This is a genomic window from Robiginitalea rubriflava (assembly GCF_052540725.1).
Genome location: NZ_CP199309.1, coordinates 2,406,738 through 2,429,524 on the forward strand (window position 1 = coordinate 2,406,738; position 22,787 = coordinate 2,429,524).

The following is a 22,787-nucleotide window of genomic DNA, read 5'->3' on the forward strand; positions in this document are numbered from 1 at the left end:
TCAATTTAGAATGAATTCTAAATATAAGAATAATTGACAGATACTTTAAAGCCCTTAGCACCCGAAATGGAACCCGGTTCAGCTCAGGGTATGAAGCGGATTCTGATTGGTTTCCTGGAATCTGATGATGTAATAGGTCCCTTTTTTGGATAAATCCCTGATGACGCTGCCTTTAAGCTGGCGGCTGAGATTGTGAATCAATTTTAACCCAAGGGATTTTGTGGTTTTGTGGTCAATATTCTCTGGGAACCCTATCCCGTTGTCACCGATTCTTAAAACGTACTCACTGGCATCTTCCTTTTCCAGTAGAATACTGATTTCCCCTTCATCCTGATCCTTAAATCCGTATTTCAAAGCATTGGTAACGGCTTCATTGATTAGCAGCCCGAGCGGGATAGCCGTATCGATTCCAAGCTCAATCTGTGGAATATCGATATTCAGTTTTATTTTGCTTTCAGGCCCTTTAATGGATTTGATCAGGTATTCCCCCAATTCTTCCACATAGGATCTGTATTGAATCTTTGAGAGGTCTTCCCGCATGTAGAGCATTTCATGGACCATGGCCATAGCAACTACCCGGTTCTGGCTGCTTTTGATGAGATTCCGTGTGGTTTGATCTTCAATTTCACGGCCCTGCATCCGCAGAAGGCTGGAAACGGTCTGCAGGTTATTTTTTACCCGGTGATGCACCTCTTTCAAGAGCATTTCTTTTTCCTGAAGGCGCTGTTCTACCTCTCCCTTTACGTGATAAAGCCGATGGTGGGTACTGAGCAGGTAGCGACCGTAACCTGCGCCCATCATCAGAATGACAACCAAAAGGATCATCAGGGCAAAGGGCTCCTCAGAAGGCCCGGGAATTACAGATTCCGGCAGGCCGTAGCTGCTCTTCTGCAGGATAAATAGCAACAGGGCCACCAAAAGGCTTACCCCGAGGTAAATTCTGCCATAGGTTCGTGTACTTACATAGCCCGTAAAAACCAATAATGCCAATATAAAGAGGAAAGGGCTGCTTATTCCACCGCTGTAAAGGGTTATGGTCAGGGTCCCTACCAGTGCCATAACAGAACTGATGTGGTAGGCAATATCCAGGTTTTGATGGAAGCGAAACAACAGGATATTCAGCCCATTTAATATTGCAAAAGCAAAAAGCACCCATGGAATAATTTCCCGTATATTCAGCAGGAAAAAACACAATAACCCCAGGATCAGTGCAGCGAGAGATGCCAGGCTACTGAGTTTAAAGAATAGGGCAGATTTATCTCTAAGCCGTTCCTGATGCTTCAGTTTTTTTTTCATCTTAATGAAAATCGGCTTTTCGGACATAGGCAAATACTCTGTTTAAGCGGGTTGTATCCTTAGCTGACGTAAATCTACTTATATTTTTTAGATATGCTTCAAAATCGGGCTAGGAAGGAAGTATCTGCAAAAAAAAAAGATCCCGCTAAGGGATCTTTTTTAAACGCTTTTAAGCCTTAATCTTCAATTAGCACCCATTCGCCTTTGGCAATAAGGGGTTCGGCCTGCTTGAACTTCAAGGTTTTATTCTCCCCGGACATCACATTTTTAATGGTGACCCGTTCGTTTCGTCCAATTTTGGGTTTTTCACGCGTGATCGTTTCTGTAACCTGAGGACGCTGTCCCTGATGCTGCCCTGCAGCCCGGTTCCGGGCGGCCAGTTCATCGCTGTTCGGGATTTCTTCCTTGGAAGTGCGTAACTTCTCCTTAGGCCTGCGTACCTGCCGGGCTTCCTGTATCTCCTGAGTGTTCCCGCTGGGCAGTTCTCCCTTGAACAGGAAGGAAACCACTTCTTTATTTACCTTTTCGATCATGCCCTTAAACAACTCAAAGGCTTCAAATTTATAAATCAAAAGCGGGTCTTTCTGCTCGTGGACAGCCAGTTGTACCGACTGCTTTAACTCGTCCATTTTGCGCAGGTGGGTTTTCCAGGCATCGTCTATGATGGCCAGGGTAATATTTTTCTCAAAATCTGTAACCAGCTGCTTTCCGTTGCTTTCATACGCATCTTTAAGATTGGTGACTACGTTCAGGGTTTTAATACCGTCGGTAAAGGGTACTACAATGCGTTCGAAATTGTTGGCATTATCCTCGTATACCTTTTTGATTACCGGATAGGCAGTTGCAGCAGATCGCTGCATTTTATCCTGATAATGGGTATAAATCTCGGCATAAATTTTCTGAGCAATCTCCTGGAAACTCATTTTCCCAAAGGCCTCTTCTTCAATTGGTGAGGTTATGGAGAAGAATTTGATGAGCTCGAATTCAAAATTTTTGTAATCGCCTGCCATTTTGTTGGTCTCTGCGATTACCTCACAGGTATCGTAAATCATATTTGCGATATCTACCTTGAGGCGGTCACCCTGCAATGCATGCCGCCGTCGCTTGTATACCACTTCCCGCTGTGCGTTCATCACATCGTCGTATTCCAGCAGGCGCTTTCGTATCCCGAAGTTGTTTTCCTCAACCTTTTTCTGGGCCCGTTCTATGGATTTGGTCATCATGGAGTGCTGAATGACTTCCCCTTCTTTTAACCCCATGCGGTCCATCATCTTAGCCACGCGCTCCGAACCAAATAATCGCATCAGGTTGTCTTCCAGGGAAACATAAAATTGCGAACTTCCCGGATCTCCCTGTCGTCCGGAGCGTCCCCTGAGCTGTCGGTCTACTCTGCGCGAATCGTGTCTTTCGGTACCGATAATAGCCAAGCCTCCTGCTTTCTTAACCTCCTCAGTAAGCTTGATATCCGTACCCCTACCGGCCATATTGGTCGCAATGGTTATAACCCCCGGGTTTCCAGCTTCTGCAACAATGTCTGCCTCCTTTTTATGCAATTTTGCGTTAAGCACGTTATGCGGCATTTTGCGGATATTGAGCATCCGTGACAGTAATTCGGAAATCTCAACCGAAGTGGTTCCGATCAAAACAGGCCGGCCTGCATTGGAAAGCTCCGTTACCTCGTCAATAATGGCATTGTATTTTTCCCGCTTGGTCTTATAGATGAGGTCATGGCGGTCATCCCTGGCGATGGGCCGGTTAGTAGGGATTTCCACCACATCCAGTTTGTAGATTTCCCAGAATTCCCCGGCCTCCGTTACAGCCGTTCCGGTCATCCCGGAGAGCTTGCGGTACATCCGGAAATAATTCTGCAGCGTAACCGTGGCGAAAGTCTGGGTCATGGCCTCGATCTTTACACTTTCCTTGGCCTCTATAGCCTGGTGCAGGCCGTCAGAATAGCGACGTCCCTCCATGATCCGTCCGGTCTGCTCATCCACTATCATTACCTTGTTGTCAATAACCACATACTCCACATCTTTTTCAAAGAGGGCAAAGGCTTTTAACAATTGTGTCATGGTATGGATGCGCTCGCTTTTTACAGCAAAGTCCTTGAAGAGCTCTTCCTTGAGTTCGGCCTCTTTTTCTATTTCCAGGTTCTGGTTCTCGATTTTGGCGATTTCGGTCCCAATATCGGGCATGACAAAGAAATCTTTCTGCTGGTCGTCTGAGATGTACTGTATTCCCTTGTCTGTCAGTTCAATCTGGTTGTTTTTCTCATCGATTACAAACAACAACTCGGCATCTACAGTCGGCATTTCCCGATTGTTGTCCTGCATATAGAAGTTTTCTGTTTTTTGCAGCAGTTGTTTGATTCCCTCCTCACTGAGGAATTTGATAAGCGCTTTGTTTTTGGGTAACCCGCGGTGAACCCTGAGCAGAAGCAGGCCACCTTCTTTGGTATCCCCCTCTGCTATTTTCTTTTTGGCTTCCGCCAGCACTCCGGTGAGGTAGCGCTGCTGTTTTTGTACCAGTTCTGAAACCTTGGGTTTGAGCTCGTTGAATTCGTGGCGGTCTCCTTCAGGGACCGGACCGGAAATAATCAGCGGGGTCCGGGCATCGTCTATAAGTACGGAATCCACCTCATCCACAATTGCGTAGTTATGGGGCCGTTGTACAAGGTCTCCGGGGGTATGCGCCATATTGTCCCTGAGGTAGTCAAAGCCAAACTCATTGTTGGTTCCGTAAGTAATGTCTGCATTGTAGGCAGCCCTGCGGCCTTCAGAATTGGGCTGGTGTTTGTCTATACAATCCACGGAGAGCCCATGGAATTCAAAAATGGGTCCCATCCATGCGCTGTCCCTCTTGGCCAGGTAATCGTTAACCGTTACCAAATGAACACCTTTGCCTGCAAGGGCGTTGAGGTACACAGGCAGCGTTGCTACAAGCGTCTTTCCTTCCCCGGTCTGCATTTCGGCAATTTTACCCTGGTGCATCGCAATTCCGCCAATAAGCTGAACATCGTAATGAACCATATCCCAGGTCACTTCTTTTCCGGCAGCATCCCATGAGTTGCTCCAGAGGGCATACTGGTCATCCAGTTGCACATAATCCCTGTTTCCTGAGAGGGAACGATCAAATTCTGAGGCAGTTACCTTAAGCGTTTCATTGGCCACAAATCTTTTAGCTGTCTCTTTTACAACAGCAAATGCCTCAGGAAGAATCTCTTCCAGGATTTTTTCGGTTTTTTCGTAGGCTTGTTCCTCCAGCTGGTCGATCTGCGCATACAACTCTTCATTCTGGTCTATATCGTCAGATTCCTGTACCTGTTTTTTCAATTCGCTTATCTGCGACTGAATTTCCTGAATCCCCTCCTGTATCTGCTCTTTAAAGGCTGCTGTTTTTTGACGAAGCTCGTCATGGCTGAGCTTTTCGAGGGAAGCTTCAAAGGTTTTTATTTGGGCTACTATAGGTTGTAATTCCTTAACATCTTTCTTGGCCTTATCTCCAACGAAAGCTTTAAGGACGCTATTTATAAAACTCATAACTGCTAGTATATTTTTGGTGCCGTTCCCCGGAAGTTATTCTGAAAACAGCCGCCGTGGCAATATTGGCGTTTTTTTGTGCGAAACATCATCAATGGTACTCAAAAGGCGTTCCAATTTCATCAAACCCCCCGCCTGACCTGACAGGGCTGTCAAAATTACATAAAAAAAAAGCCTCTGATGAGACTTTTTAGCTTATTTAGAGGCTTTTAATATTCATCCTCATTCCAGAGATAATCTTCTTCCGTGGGGTAATCCGGCCAGATCTCTTCGATGGATTCATAAATTTCACCTCCTTCTTCTTCCATGGACTGAAGGTTTTCCACAACCTCGAGCGGAGCCCCGGTGCGAATGGCGTAATCAATTAACTCATCTTTGGTTGCGGGCCAGGGAGCATCGCTCAGGTAGGAGGCCAATTCTAATGTCCAGTACATCGTAATTCGCTTGTTTTATAATTTTTGCAAAAATAATTTTTAAACCTAAACCGCCAAGAAAATGGACGTTTATTTACCAGAATAAATCAAAAAATCCGGATTAAGCAAAAATAGAACGAAGAAATTGTGAATTTATTCCTGTTTGCGGTCCGGAATCCATTTTATTTCATCCGCATCGCACTCCTTTGCCAATTTTCGGGAGAGGACAAACAAATAGTCAGACAATCGGTTCAGGTACGCCAGCACCAATGCATCCACCGGGCTTTGTTCCTGTAAAAGGGTGGTCATTCGTTCGGCCCTTCTGCAAACGGTACGGGCAATATGACAGTATGACACAACTGTGTTTCCACCGGGAAGTACAAAATGAGTCATGGGGGGTAATTCCAGATCCAGGGTATCCATCTCTTTTTCTAGGAATTCAATATCGGAAGTCTGGATTTTAGGAATGTTAAGGCGTTCTTTCCCTTTCTTGTCTGTCGCTTTTTCCGGATCAGTAGCAAGCATGGCCCCGGCTGTAAAGAGGCGGTCCTGTATCCCCATCAGGACCTTTTTGTGCCGGGCGTCAATGGGCTGGTCCCGGATAAGCCCCAGCCAGGAATTCAATTCGTCTACGGTCCCGTAACTCTGTATTCGGATATGGTGTTTGGGAACCCGGGTTCCCCCAAACAAAGCAGTAGTTCCTTGGTCCCCTGTTTTTGTGTAAATTTTCATAGCAAAAAAATATTTAGACCGGCTATTGATCTGAGCGGGTATTCTCCCGATCTTCCTTGCGGTCCCTCAGACGCCTTCCTTCCATAAATGACCTGGATTTTCTTTGGCGCCCCTGTCTTTTGTTATACATGGCAATCAGGAAATACACGGCCAGCAGCCCTCCCAGAATGTAGAATATAACATTGTTCATAACGGCTTTAAAATTACTCCTTTAAATCCGGATTTTAAAATGCTCCTGGGCCTGTTCCTTCCTGAAAAATATGAGGCCTGCGCTATACCCTTCAAGAACCACAGAGACCCCAGGCTGCCTGCAGGCCTGCTTCCAAAAGGCGAAATCTGGTTTATTTCGATCCAGCTTCCCGACAAATACAACACTGTTGTTATGCCACATATGCTTCTGCCCCAGGGTTTGCAAAACCTTTTGCGAAGGCCGATCGAATATATACAGATCGTAGGGTGGTGGGCCTTCTTCCAGCAGAGCCCTCTCTTGAACCAACCATTGGAAGGATCCGGCTGCCTCAGGCGGGTACCCTACTTTTTTTAAGGGGAGGTAATCCGTTATGGCCAGGAGGAGTCTTTTTTGGGCCGTATATTTTTGTAAAGACTTTTGGTAGAGGGCCCTGTCCAAAAAATTATAAACAAAAGGAGAATGGATTCCATGACGGTTTTTGGATTGAAGCCAAAAAAGAATTCGGTTTAACATGGGTAGTCGGCTTTATTCTCCTTCTGCAATGGCAGCCAGTTCGAACCAGCGTTCCGTTTTGGATTCCAGTTCCGATACAATTTCAGAAAGCTCTTTGGACAATTCATTAAGTTTTTCCCCTTCCAGCCCGGGATCTGAAAAAAGCTCAGTAATGGTCGCTTTACGTGCCTCCAAACCGGCGATGGCTTCTTCGAGTTTTTTGAATTCCTGTTGCTGGGAGTAATTGAGTTTCCGAGTTTTATCGTTCCTTTTTTCGCTCTGGTCTGTCTGTGGTGTTGTCCTGGGTTGTTTTTCCTCTTCCGTCTTTGCAAATTCCCTGTAGTCCGAATAATTACCCGGAAAGTCCTTTATATTCCCCTTTCCGTCAAAAATCAGGAGATGGTCCGTGATTTTATCCATAAAATAGCGGTCGTGGGATACGATCAGAAGCGTTCCCGGATAATCCAGCAAGAAGTTTTCCAGCACATTCAGGCTCAGGATATCCAGATCGTTTGTGGGCTCGTCCAATATAAGGAAGTTGGGGTTCTGGATAAGGACCGTACAGAGGAAAAGCCTTTTTTGCTCTCCCCCGCTGAGTTTCTCCACAAAATCGTATTGCTTTTTCCGATCGAAAAGAAAGCGCTCCAGCAGCTGCTGGGCAGATATCTGCCGACCCTGTTTCAGGGGGATATAGTCCCCGTAATCCCGGATCACATCAATGACTTTACGCCCGCTTTTAATATCCAGCCCTGCCTGGGTATAGTACCCTATCTGAAGGGTTTCCCCGTGTACGACCTTTCCGCTGTCTGCAGGGATTGCCCCGGTCAGGATATTGAGAAAAGTGGTCTTCCCTGTTCCGTTTTTCCCGATCAGCCCCACTCGCTCACCTCTTTTAAAGGTATAGGTAAAGGGTTCAAAGAGTAATTTATCTCCATAGGATTTAGAGATTTTGTGTAGTTCCACTACCTTGGTACCCAGGCGTTGCATGTTGATTTCCAATTCCATTTGGTGAGATTTACGACGGTTTAGTGCCCGTTCCTTTATCTCATCAAAATCACTGATCCTGGATTTGGATTTGGTGGTGCGCGCCTTGGGTTGCCGGCGCATCCATTCCAGTTCCTTCTTGTACAAAGCCTTTGTTTTTTGTGCATTAACTGCTTCCAGGGTGGAGCGGGCCTCTTTTTCCCGCAGATAGTAGGCGTAATTTCCTTTGTAGGTGTACAGCTGCCCGTCTTCCAGTTCCAGTATTTCATTGCAGACCCGGTCCAGGAAGTACCGGTCATGTGTAACCATAAAAAGGCTGCCGTTATGCGCCGCAAAATACGATTCCAGCCATTCGATCATCTCCAGGTCCAGGTGGTTTGTAGGTTCGTCCAGAATAAGCAGTTCCGGGTCGTCAATCAGTGCATGGGCGAGGGCCAGGCGCCTGCGCTGCCCACCAGATAAGGTGGCAACTTTAAGGCTTTGGTCGTTTAATTGCAGCCTGGACAGTATTTGAGTGAATCGGGTTTCCAGGTCCCAGGCATTGGCTCGTTCCATTGCCTCAAAAGCACGCTGGTAGCCTTTTTGATCTTCAGGTTTTGTGAGGGCTTCTTCATATCTGGCAATGATGCCGATTACCTCATTTTCAGAACTAAAAAGCGTTTCCCCAACGGTCAGATGGGGTTCCAGTTCTGGCTGTTGCTCTAAATACGCCATCTTGAGCCCTTTACGGAAGCTGAGCCTGCCCGAATCTGCCTGGTCTTTCCCTGCCAGTATGTTCAGAAGGGTGGTTTTTCCTGTCCCGTTCCTGGCGATCAATGCGATCTTCTGACCCTGATTGATCCCGAAAGACAAATCGGTAAAGAGGTTTCGCTCCCCAAAACTCTTAGAAAGATTTTCAGCACTTAGCAGGTTCACAGGCGGGGTTTAAAATGGCAGATCAAAAAGACATACCTCAGGCCAAGGCAGCCCCATAAGACTCCGATTATCGGGGCAAACTCCTGGACGCCAGAAATCCAGAGAATTACAGCAATTACTAAAAAGGCCAGTAAAAGCACTAAATAGGGGATAAGGTATTTTGACGATGGCACCTTCTGTATCAGCAAGGAAGCCAGTATGAGATTGACGGGAAAGGCCCACAGGATATTGGCATTCCACTGGGTGGAGGAGTGGTCCGTAAAAAACCACAAAAACGCAATAAGCAGGCCGCACAAACCACTGAAGCTGAAGAGCAGGAAGTCAAACCAGCGGTTCCTTGTATCATTCCTGTAATCTATCAGCGTGAAAGCCAAGGTAAAGAGTAACAATATTAGTAGCCAGAAGAGTGGGGTTACCGTAAAATACGTTTCGACATTTGGGTTGTTTAAATCCAGAATCAGGCGCTCCCGCTGAACCAATGGTTTGCCGTTCAGGCTGGCCTCCTTCATCTGGCTGTAAACAAATTCAGGCAGGAATATAAATTCTTCCGGGCGGGCCTGCCGGTCTATTACAGATCCAAGGGCCAGGTCAATACCGAAGCTCGACCAGCTGTTCCGCTTCAGGTTCATTTGTATCAGGTCCCTGAAACTTTTATCAGCTGCTGCAAAGGTATATTCGTATCCCAGTTCAGGACCCAGTACGGTTTTGAGAATCTCCGGAATTTTGGTTGCACAGTTATCAAAAAGGAAATCGTATTTGTAATACCGATTCTCAGGGCGGTGGTTTTCCTGCAGGAACTTAAAAAGACTGTTTTGTTGGTCCGCGTTGAGGTCGAGTATCTGCTCCCGTACCCATCGGTTTTCCAGCTGATAGGTATAGAGGAAATTTTCAAACCGCTGTAAACTTAAGGCATACAGGAGTTTGCCACGGGCAAACTTCAGGTAGAAGTTGGGCGTATCAAAATCAAAGGTGCCGTAATTGAATACCCAGTCTATATGCTGGGATGGATCCTGAACCCGGAAGGCGCTGTGGCCAAAAGAGGCATAGAGGTCTTCTCCGGGGCCACAACTGATAACGCTGATTTTCGCTTCCGGCCCCAGCGAGATTTCCTGTGCCTGAGCGGAACCGTGGATCCCCAGGAATAAAAAGAATAAAAGGAAGTAACTGAGTTTCATCAGGTAGCAGTCATGGGTCATGGGGGAATCAAACCGGGACAAATATCCAAATATTTTATCAAAAGCCAATCCTGCTGTTACAAAGCAGTGTATTAATCCGGCATTGGATTACAGGAATTATCCTATTTTTACTCAAACCAATACAAGTATGCGATTCATTCCCAACGCTATAACCCTTCTGAACCTCTTTTTCGGGTCCCTGGCAGCCATTTTTGCAGTTTTGAACCATTTGGAATGGGCAGCCCTTTGTTTTATGGCAGGTGTTATCTGTGATTTTTTGGATGGATTGCTTGCCCGTAAGCTGAACGTTCAGTCTGAGCTGGGGGTGCAGCTCGATTCATTGGCCGATATGGTGACCAGTGGGCTCGTGCCGGGCCTGGTGATGTGCCAGTTGCTCGGAATGGCAATGGACGGAGGCTGGAACTCTGAAAGTTTTTTTATAAATGCGTTTGAGGGAGACCAGTGGCTGGAAAACTGGATTCCATTTTCAGGCCTGCTCATTACGCTGGCATCGGGCTTCAGGCTGGCCAAATTCAACATAGATGAAAACCAGGTGAGTTCCTTTACCGGATTACCTACCCCGGCCAATGCCCTCTGGATCCTATCCCTGCCACTTATTTTGTATTACAATGGCAGCGAATTTACCAATGACGTTATTCTGAATCCATGGGTGTTATTGATCCTGACCCTGCTGAGTTCCTATCTGCTCAATTCCAGGTTACAATTGTTTGCCCTTAAATTTAAAAACACCAACTTCAGGGATAATGGAGATAAATATATATTTCTGATAATCAGTGCAGTATTACTGCTGACCCTGCAGTTTCTTGCGGTTCCGCTTATTATTGGGCTTTATATAGGTATGTCTGTTTTTTCGCAGCTGCTGCGGTCAGGGAAAGAGGAGACCTGATTTTCTGTACGACAATTCTTATGAATCTAACTTTCATACAATCAATCTATTGAGATTGCATTGTGGCCTTATTACAGGATTCAACCGGGTATGCCTTTTGTTTAATCTCAATATTTAGGCTATTTTCAAAAGAAAAAATGCCCTATCCTCCTTGTAAGATACTGACCTTTATTTTGTCCTTTACAATCCTGACGGTATCCGCACAGGAACCCCCTTCAAAACCGGATGTGCAGGCGGCTTTGGAAAAGTATTTTGAACCCGCCCGGGAATCCGTTTTCCTGCACCTGAACAAAGACCTGTATGTCCCGGGCGAAACGCTCTGGTTTAGCGGGTATATCTACAATGGCAAAGCCGGCAGGCCCTTACTTGAGACTTCAAACCTCTATGTATCCCTCTACAACGAACAGGGGGAATTGCTGACTAAAAAATTGTTCTACTGCCAGGGGGGGTATACGAAGGGACAACTGCCCATAGATTCCCTTTACGAATCCGGGGCCTATTTTATAAAGGCATCCACCAACTGGATGCGCAATTTTAAGGAAGACTTGAGCTATACACAGCAGCTCCGGATTGTGTCAGACACCCTGGTTGCCCAAACTCCAGATCCCCTTAAATACGACCTGCAGTTCCTGCCGGAAGGCGGTAATCTCTTAACCGGGGTAAGAAATACCATCGGTGTAAAGGCGACTAATTCCCTGGGATATGGCACCCCAATAAAGGAGGCCCTGATAGTAGACGAACAAGGGTCTCAAATAACGAATTTCACTACCAATAGCAACGGTTTGGGCAAATTTGAGCTATATCCCCATCAGGATAAATCCTACAAGGCCCTTTTGCGGTTTCCCGACGGGACCCAGGCTGTTTTTCCGCTACCACAGGCTTCCAGGCGCGGCCTAGCGCTTTCCCTAAAGAGCAACCCGAGAACGGGGCAGTTAACTTTTGAACTATTTGCCAATGGGGATCTACCCGCAGATCCAGACCGAGGGAACTACACCCTATATATTCATAACAAAAAGCTGTATTCCGAGCATCCACTCGAATTTGACAACAATAGCAACAAAGCTTCCCTTTTGTTCCAAACGGAAAAATTAAACCCGGGGATGAATATCTTTACGGTCTTTTCCCCGGACAATAAACCGGTTGCAGAAAGGCTATTCTTTAATTATAACGGACTCGAATTTCCGGAATTGAGAATCCTTGCCGGAAGTGCTTCCACTGATTCTTTGGATTTGAAAATCAAGAGTTCCATATCCCGGGACTATAAGTTGAGTGTTTCGGTATTACCCCCGGAAACACTGGCCTACGGACACGATAATACCATTTACAGCCAGTTTTATTTACAACCCTATGTAAAAGGGATGGTGGAAAACGCCGGGGATTACTTCAGGAATATAACTGTACGCAAACAGTATGAAATGGATTTGCTCCTGCTTACCCAGGGATGGAGCAAGTACAATTGGGACAATGTTTATAAAGGCCCCCCGGAACTGGGTTTTCCTTTTGATAACGGGTTACAACTCCTTGGGTCGCTCAATGGCGTCAATACTGAAGCAGGAAGTAAAATAGTACTCCATGCATCTGAGAATCACGGGATGCAGCTACTCGAACTGGATGAGGAGAAATCAAGTTTTATGATCACTGAGTTTTTCCCTCAAAATGGCGAAAAAATCTACCTCTCCCTGATGGACCGCAAAGGTAAAATGACAAAACCCGGGACCTATCTGAGAATTCTGGAACAGACTGAATCCAATTCATTCTCTCCTCCGGAATCCAGACCGTTTATTGATCGGACCTTCCAGGAAGCAGCTGGAAACCCCATCCTGACACCGCCGGAATTTGCAGAAAACACTATTTTTCTGGACGAAGTAACAGTGGGAACAGAGCGCTTTCGCAAAAAAGTGAAGGAGAACATATTTATACCCCCCTACCTCTGGAACAAGGTAGAGGAGGTGGACCAGGATTTCGCAATAAAATTTCCCCTGGTTACCGACCTGATCCGGATGCGGGGGTATGATATCAAAGTCTCTGTAGGGGGGGGGGACCTGCTAGATGTCCGTTCTTACAGGGGGGGAGGTCTTGCACTGATACTGGATGGGGTACGCCAGCCCAGCCTGAACGTACTCTATAACCTGCCCATGACCCAGATAGAAAGTTTTTATTTCGATAAACTTTCCCGAAGGGAAGGTATTTTCAGCAATGGAAGAGAGGTCTTATACCTGTATACACGCAGGGGGAAAGAGCTCACTTTTACAACAGGATCGGGGGTTAAGAAGAATGCCTTCGAATTCCTGGTTGAGGGTGGTTTCGAGCCCGCTAAAACCTATTATTCCCCAAAGTATCCCACTTATTCTGATCGTTCCTACCAGGCGTTCGGGATAGTCCACTGGGAGGCAGAGCTATCCCTCGATCAAAAGGGAGAAGGAGGGTTTAAAATGGTCCGGACCCCTATCCCGGAAATAAGGGTTTATATTGAAGGGATGGCCCCGGATGGAGGGCTGATATCAGGATCTCAGCTGGTACGAATCCCGACGGTAATGCTGGATTAAAACAATAATTTCTTTTTGCGCAATTCGAAGTTCTGCCCAAGGTATACCTTGCGGACCATTTCGTCTTCTGCCAGTTCTTCGGGCACGCCAGATTTCAGGATACCACCTTCAAACATCAGGTAAGAGCGCTCTGTAATGGCAAGGGTTTCCTGTACGTTGTGATCCGTTATTAGGATACCAATGTTTTTATTCCGCAATTGCCCGACGATGCGCTGTATATCTTCCACAGCAACCGGGTCTACCCCTGCAAAGGGTTCGTCCAGCAGTATGAATTTGGGGTCGGTGGCCAGGGCCCTGGCGATTTCGGTCCGCCTCCTTTCGCCACCAGACAGCAGGTCGCCCCTGTTTTTACGGATATGGGTGATCCCGAACTCCTCCAGCAGGCTTTCCATACGCATATGCTGCTCTTTCTTACTCAGAGAGGTGAGTTGCAGCACACTCAGGATATTTTTCTCTACACTCAGTTTGCGGAACACGGATGCTTCCTGGGCCAGGTAGCCAATCCCGTATTGTGCCCGTTTGTACATCGGAAAACGGGTGATTTCGGTCTGGTCAAGGAAAATTTTGCCCCCGTTGGGCTTGATAAGACCTACAATCATATAGAAGGATGTGGTTTTCCCGGCTCCGTTTGGCCCCAGTAAACCTACTATTTCCCCCTGGTTGACCTCCAGGGAAATCCCCTTGACGACCTTGCGGCCCCTGTAGGATTTCATGATGTTTTCCGCTCTAAGTTTCATGGACATAAGGTCAAAACTAGCAATTTTGCCCGGCAGGCGAAAGCAATTGAGATTTATTTAACCCTTCTCTTCCAGGGCTTCCCAGAATTCATGGGCTCTCCTCAGATGGGGAATTACGATGGTTCCACCTACCAGAGTTGCGATGCCAAGGGTTTCCATTACTTCCTCCCTGCTGGCTCCTGATTCGTATAGTGCCTGCAGGTGGTACTTCACGCAGTCGTCACAGCGGAGGACTGCCGAAGCTACCAGACCTAAGAACTCTTTGGTTTTCTTGTCCAGTACCGCAGGGGCATAGGCGTTGGTATCCAGATTAAAAATGCGCTTGACGAGTTTGTTGTTCTCTGCCAGCAGCTTCTCGTTCATCCGCGAACGATAGGCGTTGAATTCATCAACTTGATTGGGCATTCTTTTTCATTTTTTTAGCTTCCCGTTTCAAAACAACAGAAGAGATATAGATACTTACCTGGTACAATATCAGGACGGGCACGGCAACAATAATCTGGCTGGCCACATCCGGTGGCGTAATGATAGCCGAGAGGACCAGTACCAGCACCAGGGCTATTTTCCGATATTTTTTGAGGATCTCGGGTGTTACCAGCCCTACTTTGGTAAAAAAGTAAATGATTATAGGAAGTTCAAACATAATCCCACAGGCAATAACGGATGCCCTGACGGTAGAGATAAATGAACTGATATCAATCTCGTTTAAAACCTCTTTACTAACCTGATAGGTCCCGAGGAAATTAATCGACAAGGGGGCTACAACATAATAGCCGAATAAGACCCCGATAAAGAAAAGCAGGGAAGCTATCAGGATAAAGCCTCTCGAATTCCTGCGCTCCTTTTCATAGAGGCCGGGGCTGATAAATTTCCACAATTCATACAGCACATAAGGGAAACCAACAATAAAACCGGCCCAGATGGAAGTCCATATGTGCGCAGAAAACTGCCCGGCCATGGTGCGGTTTTGAATGGTAAAAGGAAGGGATTCAGCACAAAAAGCCGATTCGAATCCCAACCAGGTAGCAATCCTGCAGAAGAGACGGTAAGTTGGGAAATCCATTTTCTTAGGTCCGAAAATCACCGTATCGAAAATGAAATCCTTCATCAGAAAGGCGATAATTCCGATAAGCACTATGGCCACGGTGGAACGAATTAAATGCCAGCGAAGCTCCTCCAGGTGATCCAGGAAGGACATTTCATTGGGGTCCTTGGTTTGTTGTGCCATCAGAGAATACCTTCTTTCATGAGATTATGGATATGTACGACGCCTTTGTACCGGTCTCCTTCCACTGCCAGCAATTGAGAAATATCGTTTTGTTGCATTATATCCAGGGCTTTTACAGCAAGGGCATCCAACCCGATTGTTTTGGGGTTGGCACTCATTATATCCTTGGCTACCAATCCACTGATATTGTCATGCTTATTGAGCATTCTCCGAATATCCCCATCGGTAATTATCCCGGCGAGCCTGTCATCGTCCATCACCGCTGTTACCCCAAGCATTTTCTCTGAAATTTCAACTATAGCATCTTTCACGGGGGTATGCAGCCCAACCTGGGGTACCTGGTTCTGGAGAATGATATCGCTGATGCGCAGATAGAGCCTTTTTCCCAGGGTGCCTCCCGGGTGAAAACGCGCAAAATCACTGCTGCTGAACCCTCTTAGCTTCAAGAGGCAAATGGCCAGCGCATCACCCATAACCAACTGGGCAGTAGTACTGGTGGTAGGGGCAAGGTTATTTGGGCAGGCTTCCTTCTCCACAAAGGTATTCAGCACGAAATCGGATTGCTGAGCCAGATAGGATTCGGCGTTTCCGGTCATGCCAATAAGAGCATTGGCACCTTTTTTAAGTAAGGGTACCAGCAGTTTTATCTCCGGGGTATTTCCGCTTTTGGAAATGCAGATTACCACGTCATTCCGCTGTATGGTTCCCAGGTCTCCGTGGATGGCATCAGCCGCATGCATAAAAATGGCCGGGGTACCCGTAGAGTTTAGAGTTGCCACAATTTTTGAGGCAATTATGGCGCTTTTTCCTATCCCGCTGATCACGACCCTGCCTTCCGCTTTCAGAATGCAGTTTACAGCTTCTGAAAATTGGGGGTCAATAAGGCTTGCCAGGTGGTGTATGGCATTGCCCTCAGCGGTAATCGTTTCTCGGGCTATGTCAAGTATCGCTTTGCTGTCCTTCAAGGTTTTGCAAGAATTAACAAAGGTGTTTCAGTTTCCTTAAAATGTGCTTAAAAAGGGACCTACTTCTAAAACTTTGTTTTATATTTAAGAAAACAAAATTACGCAAACTTATTAGAAAGCATCTAATCTATCTGCATTTCAAATTTCGCAATCAAATTACTCGTTTTACAACCTACCAATTTATTTGATCGGTGAAGCCGCCCATAACAGCGGGTGTCGCACATGAATAAAGTATTGAGGCATGACTTTGAATGAAATTGATCTTAAGGCATCACTAAAAAAGTACTTTGGTTTTTCCCAGTTTAAGGGTCTTCAGGAAGACGTTATTGAAAAAATCATTCAGGGAGAAGACACCTTTGTAATAATGCCTACAGGAGGCGGGAAATCGCTGTGTTATCAACTACCAGCGCTTATCAAAGACGGTACGGCTATTGTTGTTTCCCCTTTAATTGCGCTGATGAAGAACCAGGTTGATGCCATCCGCGGGGTATCGGACAGGGCCGGCATTGCACATGTGCTGAACTCATCCCTCTCCAAGGCAGATGTCCGGCAGGTGATGCAGGATATAAAAGATGGAGTGACCAAATTGCTTTATGTAGCTCCCGAGTCCCTTACAAAGGAAGATTATGTCGATTTCCTGAAAGGGGTGGAACTGTCTTTTGTGGCCATTGACGAGGCGCATTGCATATCCGAATGGGGCCACGACTTCAGGCCGGAATACCGCAACCTTCGGAGTATTATCAACCGTCTGGGAGACAACATCCCATTAATTGCCCTTACAGCCACCGCAACGCCCAAAGTACAGGAGGACATCCTTAAGAACCTCGGGATGCCCGATGCTCATGTCTTTAAAGCCTCCTTTAACAGGCCAAACCTGTATTACGAGGTCCGGCCCAAAACCAAGGAGGTGGATGCAGATATCATCCGTTTTGTCAAAAAAAATGCCGGTAAGTCCGGGATTATCTATTGCCTTAGCCGAAAACGAGTGGAAGAACTGGCACAGGTATTACAGGTAAACGGTGTAAGTGCGGTTCCCTATCACGCCGGCTTTGATGCGAAAACCCGTTCCAAATACCAGGATATGTTCCTGATGGAGGAGGTAGACGTGGTAGTAGCCACTATTGCCTTTGGGATGGGGATAGATAAACCGGATGTGCGTTATGTGATCCACCATGATATTCCCAAAAGCATTGAGAGTTATTATCAGGAAACCGGAAGGGCCGGAAGGGATGGGGGAGAAGGCCACTGCCTTGCCTTTTATTCCTACAAGGATATAGAAAAGCTCGAAAAATTTATGGCCGGGAAGCCCGTGGCCGAACAAGAGATCGGGAATGCCCTTTTACAGGAAATAGTGGCGTATGCCGAAACCTCCATTTCCAGGCGAAAGTTTATACTCCATTATTTTGGCGAGGAATTTGACGAGGTAAACGGGGAGGGGGCGAATATGGATGACAACGTCCGCAACCCCAAAGAAAAAGAAGAAGCCAGGGACAACGTCGTCAAACTTATTAAAGCTGTAAAAGAGACCAAGGAAAAATTTAAGGCAAAGGAAATAGTTAAAACTCTTACAGGATCCACAAATGCCCTGATTGCTTCACACAAAACAGAGAAAAAGGAAGTTTTCGGTTCCGGGTCGGACCGGGATAAGGCCTATTGGATGGCATTGATCCGTCAGGTGCTGGTAGCTGGCCTGCTCCACAAGGAAATTGAACAATACGGAATACTGCACCTTACTGAAAAAGGGGAAGCCTTTTTGAAGAATCCGCGGTCCTTTATGATGACCAAGGACCACGTGTATTCGGCTACCGCTGATGCAAGCCCTGTTGGCGGCAACCGATCTGCCGGGGCAGCTTCCGATACTACGCTGCTGAAATTATTAAAAGACCTCAGGAAAAAAGAGGCGCATAAACGGGAAGTCCCACCTTTTGTTATCTTTCAGGACCCATCCCTGGAGGACATGGCTTTAAAATATCCGGTAAACCAGGAAGAATTAATTAATGTGCATGGGGTGGGTGAAGGCAAGGCCAGAAAATACGGAAAACCATTTCTCGATCTGATTGCCACCTATGTATCCGAAAATGACATCACCCGTCCGGATGACCTGGTGGTGAAAAGTACCGGCGCAAATTCAGGCCTAAAATTATATATCATCCAGAATGTGGACCGGAAATTACCCCTGGATGACATCGCTGCGGCTAAAGGACTTGAGATTCCCGAGTTGGTCAAAGAAATGGAACAAATCGTTTTTAGCGGCACCAAGCTGGACCTGGGGTACTGGATAGACGAAATCCTGGATGAAGACCAGCAACATGAAATACACGAGTATTTTCTGGAAGCCGAAACGGACAATATTGAAGCAGCAATGACTGAGTTCGACGGGGAATACGAGGATGACGAACTACGGCTGTACCGGCTTAAATTTATGAGCGAGGTGGCGAATTAAAAAAACCCGGCCTTAGCGCCGGGTTTTTTATACCTTACCGAAATTCAGACGATACCATAGCAATAATTACCCCGAAATAGATGATGGCGAACACCAGCATTACCAGTGATAATCCAAGGCCTACGTAAGAGAGTACCCTGGCTGTTTTTACATTTTCAATCCCGCCGTACAGTTCCGGATTTTCATTAAAGGCAGTTTCTGCTTTTTTTGCGCTCGAAAGCCCTATGATGCTGAAAATAGCCGCAAAAGGCCCGCAACAAACCAGGGCTCCTACTATAGAGATAATTCCCATGGTCATGGCCGTGCTGGCACCGGGTAATGGTTGTTGACTCATCTGTTAGTTTTGTTTTGGATTTAACCGCCCCATTGTTCACTCATTTCCTGTACTTTTTCCATGTAGGCATCCCATCCACCCATTTGCTGGATGTTGTAGATGCTCAGAAGGAAATACAGAATACCTATAACCATTCCGATAATCGCAATGATCTTGGCGGTTTTTAATTGCTTGTAATTCGAATATTTTTCGGGATCCTCAATATAGGTCTTTTCGTCCTTTCTAAGCAGGAAAAAGGCGATGGCTGCAAGCAGTGTACCAGGTAATCCGGCAAAACAACAACACAGGAAGGATAAGATAGCCAGAACCAGCGAAAGGGTAACGTTGGGTAATTTTTGTTGTTCCATTGATGATTATTTAGTGCATTAAATTTAAAACAAAATTTGTCAGTATAAAGATGATGGTGACTGAAGCAAGCCCAATAATGATTTTGGAAGCATTCCGGATTTCTCTGAACTGGTTCAGGAAGAGGAATGAAAATAATAAGATCATCGGAAACAGCCCCGGGTACATTTTAAAAGATGCGACCAGGTCTCCTTTCAATAAAAATAGGACTGCTCTCTGAAACCCGCATCCCGGACATTCCAGGCCAAATAATTGTTTGCTCATACAGGGGAGCATGTACCCTTCAATCCCTAAATATATCCGGCTGATCAGATCGAACATTTCACTTGGTTCACAGTCGGAAAATTACTATTATTTTTGAGCAATGAAAATAAAACAACCTATTTATTTGGGGTTGATGCTGCTGGGTGCTACTTGCCTTATTGCCGGGCCTTCGCTTATACGGAAAGAATTCGGCCTGGCCATCGGCTTTGTATTGCTTATGTTCGGACTGTACGGGATATCGCGCTCACAAGATTCCGGTAAGGCAGAAGATACAGACAAATCAAATGGAAATGAATCCGATTAAAAAAGGAGACCGGGTACAGCTGCTGGATGAAGATCTGGGGGGAAGGGTATTGGAGGTTAGCCCAGACGGGCAAGTCCGCATAGAAACTCCTGAAGGATTTGAGCTGGAACTGCCTGCAAATGAAGTTGTTTTACTCCCGGAGAAGCCAGATCTCCCAACGGGAACCGAGCAGGCTGCATTTCTTGAAAAGACTGCAAAAGACAGGACAGAGAGAAAAAAAAGAAATACCGGGGGCAGCCGAAAATCTATTCCTGTACTGGAGGTGGACCTGCACCTGGAAAAATTACTGCCCCGTGGTAAACAACTCTCAGAATACGAAGCCCTGGATTTTCAACTCGATACCGCAGAGCAGCAACTTGCCTTTGCTATGAGAAAGCGGATTCAGCGGGTAGTCTTTATTCACGGATTGGGGGAGGGGGTCCTGAAGGCCGAATTACATACCCGCCTGAGGCGATATGAAGGCCTCACAATAAAGGAAGCCGATTATCGGAATTATGGGAGTGGCGCAACTGAAGTTTATATTCCACAGCGCTTAATGCACTAATTCTCTGAAGTAATGATTTCCCCGAAATCTTCCAGGGCCAGGTTGGTAAGTCTTTCTCCGGCAGCATTTACAAAAGAGACCCCCTCCAGGCTGATGGTATGTGTAAATTGAGTAGTATCGCTTGGATTTTGTACGGTGCTGATAAGAACATTTCCCTCGGCCGCAGAAATTTCCTCAATCACCACCGGATCGACAGGGGGGACATCATCACAAAAATAACCACTGTCTACGGTACCTGAGAATGCACGGTATCGAAGCTGAGACTGGGATGGAATGGCACTGCTGATGCTGTTTTCGGATGGGCTATTCTGCAGCAGACCGCTCTGCAATTCCAGAATAAGGGCCTCCCGGTCGTTAAGTTTAAAGAAAACCTGGGTGGCAGTAGTAAGGCTTCCGCAAAACTGTATGGAAGCAGCGTTAAAATCCAGGGTTTCAATTTGCAGGTCCCCGCTGGAACAGTTTAGCAGGCTAACGGCAAAAACAAGCAGTATTCCCTTTTTCATAATTTCAAAGATACTGGATTAGGCACCTAATATCCCAAACGTTTTGCTGCAATTTTATTTGAATCTCATTTGAAACGGTTATTTTTGAAAACGCAAAAAAAAGCAGACCATGCATAAAGTATACTTGGACAATGCAGCCACCACTCCACTAAGGGAGGAAGTGATCGAAAGCATGCATCAGGCGCTTTGCGAATGCTACGGCAATCCCTCATCTACCCATGCCTTTGGCAGAACTGCCAAGACCGGAATCGAAAAGGCCCGTAAAAGCATCGCTGCAGAGCTGGGGGCCCAACCCAGCGAAATCATCTTTACCTCCGGAGGTACGGAGGCTGATAATATGATTCTTCGCTCAGCGGTGCGAGACCTGGGTGTTCAAACCCTGATCACCTCAAAAATTGAGCACCATGCGGTCCTGCATACGGCTGAGGCCCTGGTTGTGGAATACGGTATTGCATTGCGGTTTGTTGATTTGGACGATTCGGGAAACCCGAAAATGGAGCATCTGCAAACCCTGCTTACTGCGGATGGTTCAAGTAAATTGGTTAGCCTGATGCATGTCAACAATGAGATCGGCAACATGATCGATTTAATAGAAATCGGTAATCTGTGCCGGCAGTCCGGGGCTTTGTTTCATTCTGATACTGTGCAGTCCATCGGGCATTTCCCCTGGGATGTACAACAGGTACCGGTAGATTTTCTTACAGCTGCGGCCCATAAATTTCACGGCCCTAAAGGGATTGGTTTTGCCTTTATCCGGAAGAATACCGGCTTGAAGCCGCTTATATTGGGAGGCTCCCAGGAAAGGGGGTTTCGTGCGGGCACAGAGTCCTATCACAATGTTATCGGGATGGAAGCGGCCTTCAGGACAGCCTATCAGGACATGGCCAAAGAACGGGACTACGTGAAACAGCTAAAGGAATATTTTATAGAGAAATTGACTTCAAGCCTCCCTGGCGTTACTTTCAATGGCCTGTCTGGGGATCCTGAAAAAAGCACGTACACCCTGGTAAATGTTCGCCTGCCCTTTACCGAAGCACAGGGGCAAATGCTCCTTTTTCATTTGGATCTTAAAGGAATAGCCTGTTCTAAAGGGAGTGCCTGCCAGTCCGGCAGTAATACGGGCTCTCATGTTTTAAACGAAATTCTGGACGAAGAGGCGCTGAAACAACCCTCCATCCGATTCTCGTTTTCACACTACAACACCCGGGAGGAACTGGATTATGTGGTAGAGGTGCTACAGGAATTTGCTGCTGCCTGAATTAGCTTCTGTCCCTGCGGTTCTCTTTGTCGTATGGAAATCTCCTCGCCGCTTTCTTCATCATCTTATCGATCAGGTCATCTGTATTCTTTCCTGATTTCTTGTTGATTTCCTGCTCGTATTTCCAGAGTAGCTTTCCGGAGTCCCCATCGCTTATTTTTATCCCGATTCTGCCGTAATCGGCATCACCCAGGATATAATCCATAAAACTGAAATCTTCAGGAAGGCCTTCCGAAAGCAATACGTTTATGTCTAAATTACCGCTGATAATTCCGTCTACATCCAGGACAGAAGCAAGTTCCCTGATAGTATACCGGTCTATATTGTTATAAGAAATATTTTTTTTGGCCAGAAGGGCATTGGTGTCCTCGCTATTCTGAAAGGCCACTGTAAATTTTTTACGCTTTTTCCCTCTTCCAAAATAGGTCTCCAGGGCGTTTTGCACAGCATAACCTTCCTTTTCCTCCAGCACCTTCAATTCCTTTCCTGAAAGCCCGTTGTCCAGGTCCAGATGTACAAAGAATGGAATAATCGCCAGCGTTCTATGATTCCTGCTTAGCTGGTCAAAGCGGTTGCTTTGAAAGATGTCTTTCTGGGCGCTTAACCCGCATACGGTAAACAGGGCAAACAGAAAAATAAGCTTATTCATGCGTTTCAATTCACTCATTATATT

23 protein-coding genes are annotated in these 22,787 nt (G+C 46.4%); 6 read left to right on the top strand and 17 right to left on the bottom strand.

Annotation, left to right across the window (positions count from 1 at the left end):
• Positions 1–78 precede the first annotated feature (78 nt).
• From ACT6NU_RS10915 to ACT6NU_RS10950, 8 genes are all read right to left on the bottom strand, one after another.
• Positions 79–1,296, bottom strand: coding sequence for a sensor histidine kinase (locus tag ACT6NU_RS10915; RefSeq protein ID WP_445381707.1), 1,218 nt, complete (start codon positions 1,294–1,296; stop codon positions 79–81).
• 176 nt (positions 1,297–1,472) lie between these two features.
• Positions 1,473–4,835, bottom strand: a complete 3,363-nt coding sequence (gene secA, locus ACT6NU_RS10920; protein ID WP_445381708.1) for a preprotein translocase subunit SecA — start codon at positions 4,833–4,835, stop codon at positions 1,473–1,475.
• A gap of 209 nt (positions 4,836–5,044) precedes the next feature.
• On the bottom strand, positions 5,045–5,269 hold the full coding sequence (locus ACT6NU_RS10925) for a DUF2795 domain-containing protein (RefSeq protein ID WP_013551418.1): 225 nt from the start codon (positions 5,267–5,269) through the stop codon (positions 5,045–5,047).
• A gap of 132 nt (positions 5,270–5,401) precedes the next feature.
• A complete protein-coding gene (locus ACT6NU_RS10930) occupies positions 5,402–5,980 on the bottom strand; it encodes a cob(I)yrinic acid a,c-diamide adenosyltransferase (RefSeq protein ID WP_445381709.1) in 579 nt (192 codons plus the stop codon).
• Positions 5,981–6,002: 22 nt separating this feature from the next.
• Positions 6,003–6,170 (bottom strand): hypothetical protein, encoded by a 168-nt coding sequence (locus ACT6NU_RS10935; RefSeq protein ID WP_445381710.1) that lies wholly within the window; start codon positions 6,168–6,170, stop codon positions 6,003–6,005.
• 21 nt (positions 6,171–6,191) lie between these two features.
• Positions 6,192–6,683 (bottom strand): hypothetical protein, encoded by a 492-nt coding sequence (locus ACT6NU_RS10940; RefSeq protein ID WP_445381711.1) that lies wholly within the window; start codon positions 6,681–6,683, stop codon positions 6,192–6,194.
• A gap of 12 nt (positions 6,684–6,695) precedes the next feature.
• Positions 6,696–8,561, bottom strand: a complete 1,866-nt coding sequence (locus ACT6NU_RS10945; RefSeq protein WP_445381712.1) for an ABC-F family ATP-binding cassette domain-containing protein — start codon at positions 8,559–8,561, stop codon at positions 6,696–6,698.
• Positions 8,558–9,778: a lipoprotein N-acyltransferase Lnb domain-containing protein gene (locus ACT6NU_RS10950; protein WP_445381713.1), complete on the bottom strand. Its 1,221-nt coding sequence runs from the start codon at positions 9,776–9,778 to the stop codon at positions 8,558–8,560. The genes ACT6NU_RS10945 and ACT6NU_RS10950 overlap by 4 nt, the downstream gene beginning before the upstream one ends.
• A 106-nt stretch (positions 9,779–9,884) precedes the next feature.
• Between ACT6NU_RS10950 and ACT6NU_RS10955 the strand changes: the two genes are divergently transcribed.
• Together ACT6NU_RS10955 and ACT6NU_RS10960 are read left to right on the top strand one after the other, a co-directional pair.
• Positions 9,885–10,643 (top strand): CDP-alcohol phosphatidyltransferase family protein, encoded by a 759-nt coding sequence (locus ACT6NU_RS10955; protein WP_445381714.1) that lies wholly within the window; start codon positions 9,885–9,887, stop codon positions 10,641–10,643.
• A gap of 137 nt (positions 10,644–10,780) precedes the next feature.
• Positions 10,781–13,189: a hypothetical protein gene (locus tag ACT6NU_RS10960; RefSeq protein ID WP_445381715.1), complete on the top strand. Its 2,409-nt coding sequence runs from the start codon at positions 10,781–10,783 to the stop codon at positions 13,187–13,189.
• Here ACT6NU_RS10960 and lptB read toward each other — a convergent pair.
• The 4 genes from lptB to ACT6NU_RS10980 are packed head-to-tail and all read right to left on the bottom strand — an operon-like array spanning position 13,186 to position 16,119.
• A complete protein-coding gene (gene lptB / locus ACT6NU_RS10965; RefSeq protein ID WP_445381716.1) occupies positions 13,186–13,926 on the bottom strand; it encodes an LPS export ABC transporter ATP-binding protein in 741 nt (246 codons plus the stop codon). The genes ACT6NU_RS10960 and lptB overlap by 4 nt on opposite strands.
• Positions 13,927–13,983: 57 nt before the next feature.
• On the bottom strand, positions 13,984–14,331 hold the full coding sequence (locus ACT6NU_RS10970) for a carboxymuconolactone decarboxylase family protein (protein WP_445381717.1): 348 nt from the start codon (positions 14,329–14,331) through the stop codon (positions 13,984–13,986).
• Positions 14,315–15,154, bottom strand: coding sequence for a twin-arginine translocase subunit TatC (gene tatC / locus ACT6NU_RS10975; RefSeq protein ID WP_445381718.1), 840 nt, complete (start codon positions 15,152–15,154; stop codon positions 14,315–14,317). The genes ACT6NU_RS10970 and tatC overlap by 17 nt, the downstream gene beginning before the upstream one ends.
• Positions 15,154–16,119: a KpsF/GutQ family sugar-phosphate isomerase gene (locus tag ACT6NU_RS10980; protein WP_445381719.1), complete on the bottom strand. Its 966-nt coding sequence runs from the start codon at positions 16,117–16,119 to the stop codon at positions 15,154–15,156. Before ACT6NU_RS10980 ends, tatC begins: the two co-directional genes overlap by 1 nt.
• 241 nt (positions 16,120–16,360) lie before the next feature.
• Here ACT6NU_RS10980 and recQ point away from each other — a divergent pair, with 241 nt between their 5' ends.
• Positions 16,361–18,562, top strand: a complete 2,202-nt coding sequence (gene recQ, locus ACT6NU_RS10985; protein ID WP_445381720.1) for a DNA helicase RecQ — start codon at positions 16,361–16,363, stop codon at positions 18,560–18,562.
• Between the two features lie 34 nt (positions 18,563–18,596).
• On the opposite strand, the gene ACT6NU_RS10990 is transcribed toward recQ, so the two are convergent.
• From ACT6NU_RS10990 to ACT6NU_RS11000, 3 genes are read right to left on the bottom strand one after another with little or no spacing between them, the layout of a single operon-like run.
• Complete coding sequence (locus ACT6NU_RS10990) at positions 18,597–18,896, bottom strand: CCC motif membrane protein (RefSeq protein ID WP_445381721.1); 300 nt, start codon at positions 18,894–18,896, stop codon at positions 18,597–18,599.
• A gap of 20 nt (positions 18,897–18,916) precedes the next feature.
• Positions 18,917–19,243: a CCC motif membrane protein gene (locus ACT6NU_RS10995; RefSeq protein ID WP_445381722.1), complete on the bottom strand. Its 327-nt coding sequence runs from the start codon at positions 19,241–19,243 to the stop codon at positions 18,917–18,919.
• A gap of 10 nt (positions 19,244–19,253) precedes the next feature.
• Positions 19,254–19,562, bottom strand: a complete 309-nt coding sequence (locus ACT6NU_RS11000; protein ID WP_445381723.1) for a DUF2752 domain-containing protein — start codon at positions 19,560–19,562, stop codon at positions 19,254–19,256.
• Positions 19,563–19,605: 43 nt separating this feature from the next.
• Here ACT6NU_RS11000 and ACT6NU_RS11005 point away from each other — a divergent pair, with 43 nt between their 5' ends.
• The gene (locus ACT6NU_RS11005; protein WP_445381724.1) at positions 19,606–19,809 is read left to right on the top strand and encodes a hypothetical protein; all 204 of its coding nucleotides are present in this window, start codon (positions 19,606–19,608) and stop codon (positions 19,807–19,809) included.
• Positions 19,796–20,353: a Smr/MutS family protein gene (locus ACT6NU_RS11010; RefSeq protein ID WP_445381725.1), complete on the top strand. Its 558-nt coding sequence runs from the start codon at positions 19,796–19,798 to the stop codon at positions 20,351–20,353. Before ACT6NU_RS11005 ends, ACT6NU_RS11010 begins: the two co-directional genes overlap by 14 nt.
• Here the strand turns inward: ACT6NU_RS11010 and ACT6NU_RS11015 are convergent.
• Positions 20,350–20,856: a hypothetical protein gene (locus tag ACT6NU_RS11015; RefSeq protein WP_445381726.1), complete on the bottom strand. Its 507-nt coding sequence runs from the start codon at positions 20,854–20,856 to the stop codon at positions 20,350–20,352. The genes ACT6NU_RS11010 and ACT6NU_RS11015 overlap by 4 nt on opposite strands.
• 109 nt (positions 20,857–20,965) lie before the next feature.
• On the opposite strand from ACT6NU_RS11015, the gene ACT6NU_RS11020 reads away from it, so the two are divergent.
• Positions 20,966–22,114, top strand: coding sequence for a cysteine desulfurase family protein (locus tag ACT6NU_RS11020; protein WP_445381727.1), 1,149 nt, complete (start codon positions 20,966–20,968; stop codon positions 22,112–22,114).
• Position 22,115: 1 nt separating this feature from the next.
• Here ACT6NU_RS11020 and ACT6NU_RS11025 read toward each other — a convergent pair whose 3' ends face one another.
• Positions 22,116–22,763 (bottom strand): hypothetical protein, encoded by a 648-nt coding sequence (locus ACT6NU_RS11025; RefSeq protein ID WP_445381728.1) that lies wholly within the window; start codon positions 22,761–22,763, stop codon positions 22,116–22,118.
• Positions 22,764–22,787: the final 24 nt, after the last annotated feature.

Bases quoted from the DNA above. Each gene is read 5' to 3' on its own strand.
- ACT6NU_RS10915 (WP_445381707.1), bottom strand. From the start codon at position 1,296: ATGAAAAAAAAACTGAAGCATCAGGAACGGCTTAGAGATAAATCTGCC.
- secA (WP_445381708.1), bottom strand. From the start codon at position 4,835: ATGAGTTTTATAAATAGCGTCCTTAAAGCTTTCGTTGGAGATAAGGCC.
- ACT6NU_RS10925 (WP_013551418.1), bottom strand. From the start codon at position 5,269: ATGTACTGGACATTAGAATTGGCCTCCTACCTGAGCGATGCTCCCTGG.
- ACT6NU_RS10930 (WP_445381709.1), bottom strand. From the start codon at position 5,980: ATGAAAATTTACACAAAAACAGGGGACCAAGGAACTACTGCTTTGTTT.
- ACT6NU_RS10935 (WP_445381710.1), bottom strand. From the start codon at position 6,170: ATGAACAATGTTATATTCTACATTCTGGGAGGGCTGCTGGCCGTGTAT.
- ACT6NU_RS10940 (WP_445381711.1), bottom strand. From the start codon at position 6,683: ATGTTAAACCGAATTCTTTTTTGGCTTCAATCCAAAAACCGTCATGGA.
- ACT6NU_RS10955 (WP_445381714.1), top strand. From the start codon at position 9,885: ATGCGATTCATTCCCAACGCTATAACCCTTCTGAACCTCTTTTTCGGG.
- ACT6NU_RS10960 (WP_445381715.1), top strand. From the start codon at position 10,781: ATGCCCTATCCTCCTTGTAAGATACTGACCTTTATTTTGTCCTTTACA.
- lptB (WP_445381716.1), bottom strand. From the start codon at position 13,926: ATGAAACTTAGAGCGGAAAACATCATGAAATCCTACAGGGGCCGCAAG.
- ACT6NU_RS10970 (WP_445381717.1), bottom strand. From the start codon at position 14,331: ATGCCCAATCAAGTTGATGAATTCAACGCCTATCGTTCGCGGATGAAC.
- tatC (WP_445381718.1), bottom strand. From the start codon at position 15,154: ATGGCACAACAAACCAAGGACCCCAATGAAATGTCCTTCCTGGATCAC.
- recQ (WP_445381720.1), top strand. From the start codon at position 16,361: ATGACTTTGAATGAAATTGATCTTAAGGCATCACTAAAAAAGTACTTT.
- ACT6NU_RS10990 (WP_445381721.1), bottom strand. From the start codon at position 18,896: ATGAGTCAACAACCATTACCCGGTGCCAGCACGGCCATGACCATGGGA.
- ACT6NU_RS10995 (WP_445381722.1), bottom strand. From the start codon at position 19,243: ATGGAACAACAAAAATTACCCAACGTTACCCTTTCGCTGGTTCTGGCT.
- ACT6NU_RS11000 (WP_445381723.1), bottom strand. From the start codon at position 19,562: ATGTTCGATCTGATCAGCCGGATATATTTAGGGATTGAAGGGTACATG.
- ACT6NU_RS11005 (WP_445381724.1), top strand. From the start codon at position 19,606: ATGAAAATAAAACAACCTATTTATTTGGGGTTGATGCTGCTGGGTGCT.
- ACT6NU_RS11010 (WP_445381725.1), top strand. From the start codon at position 19,796: ATGAATCCGATTAAAAAAGGAGACCGGGTACAGCTGCTGGATGAAGAT.
- ACT6NU_RS11015 (WP_445381726.1), bottom strand. From the start codon at position 20,856: ATGAAAAAGGGAATACTGCTTGTTTTTGCCGTTAGCCTGCTAAACTGT.
- ACT6NU_RS11020 (WP_445381727.1), top strand. From the start codon at position 20,966: ATGCATAAAGTATACTTGGACAATGCAGCCACCACTCCACTAAGGGAG.
- ACT6NU_RS11025 (WP_445381728.1), bottom strand. From the start codon at position 22,763: ATGAATAAGCTTATTTTTCTGTTTGCCCTGTTTACCGTATGCGGGTTA.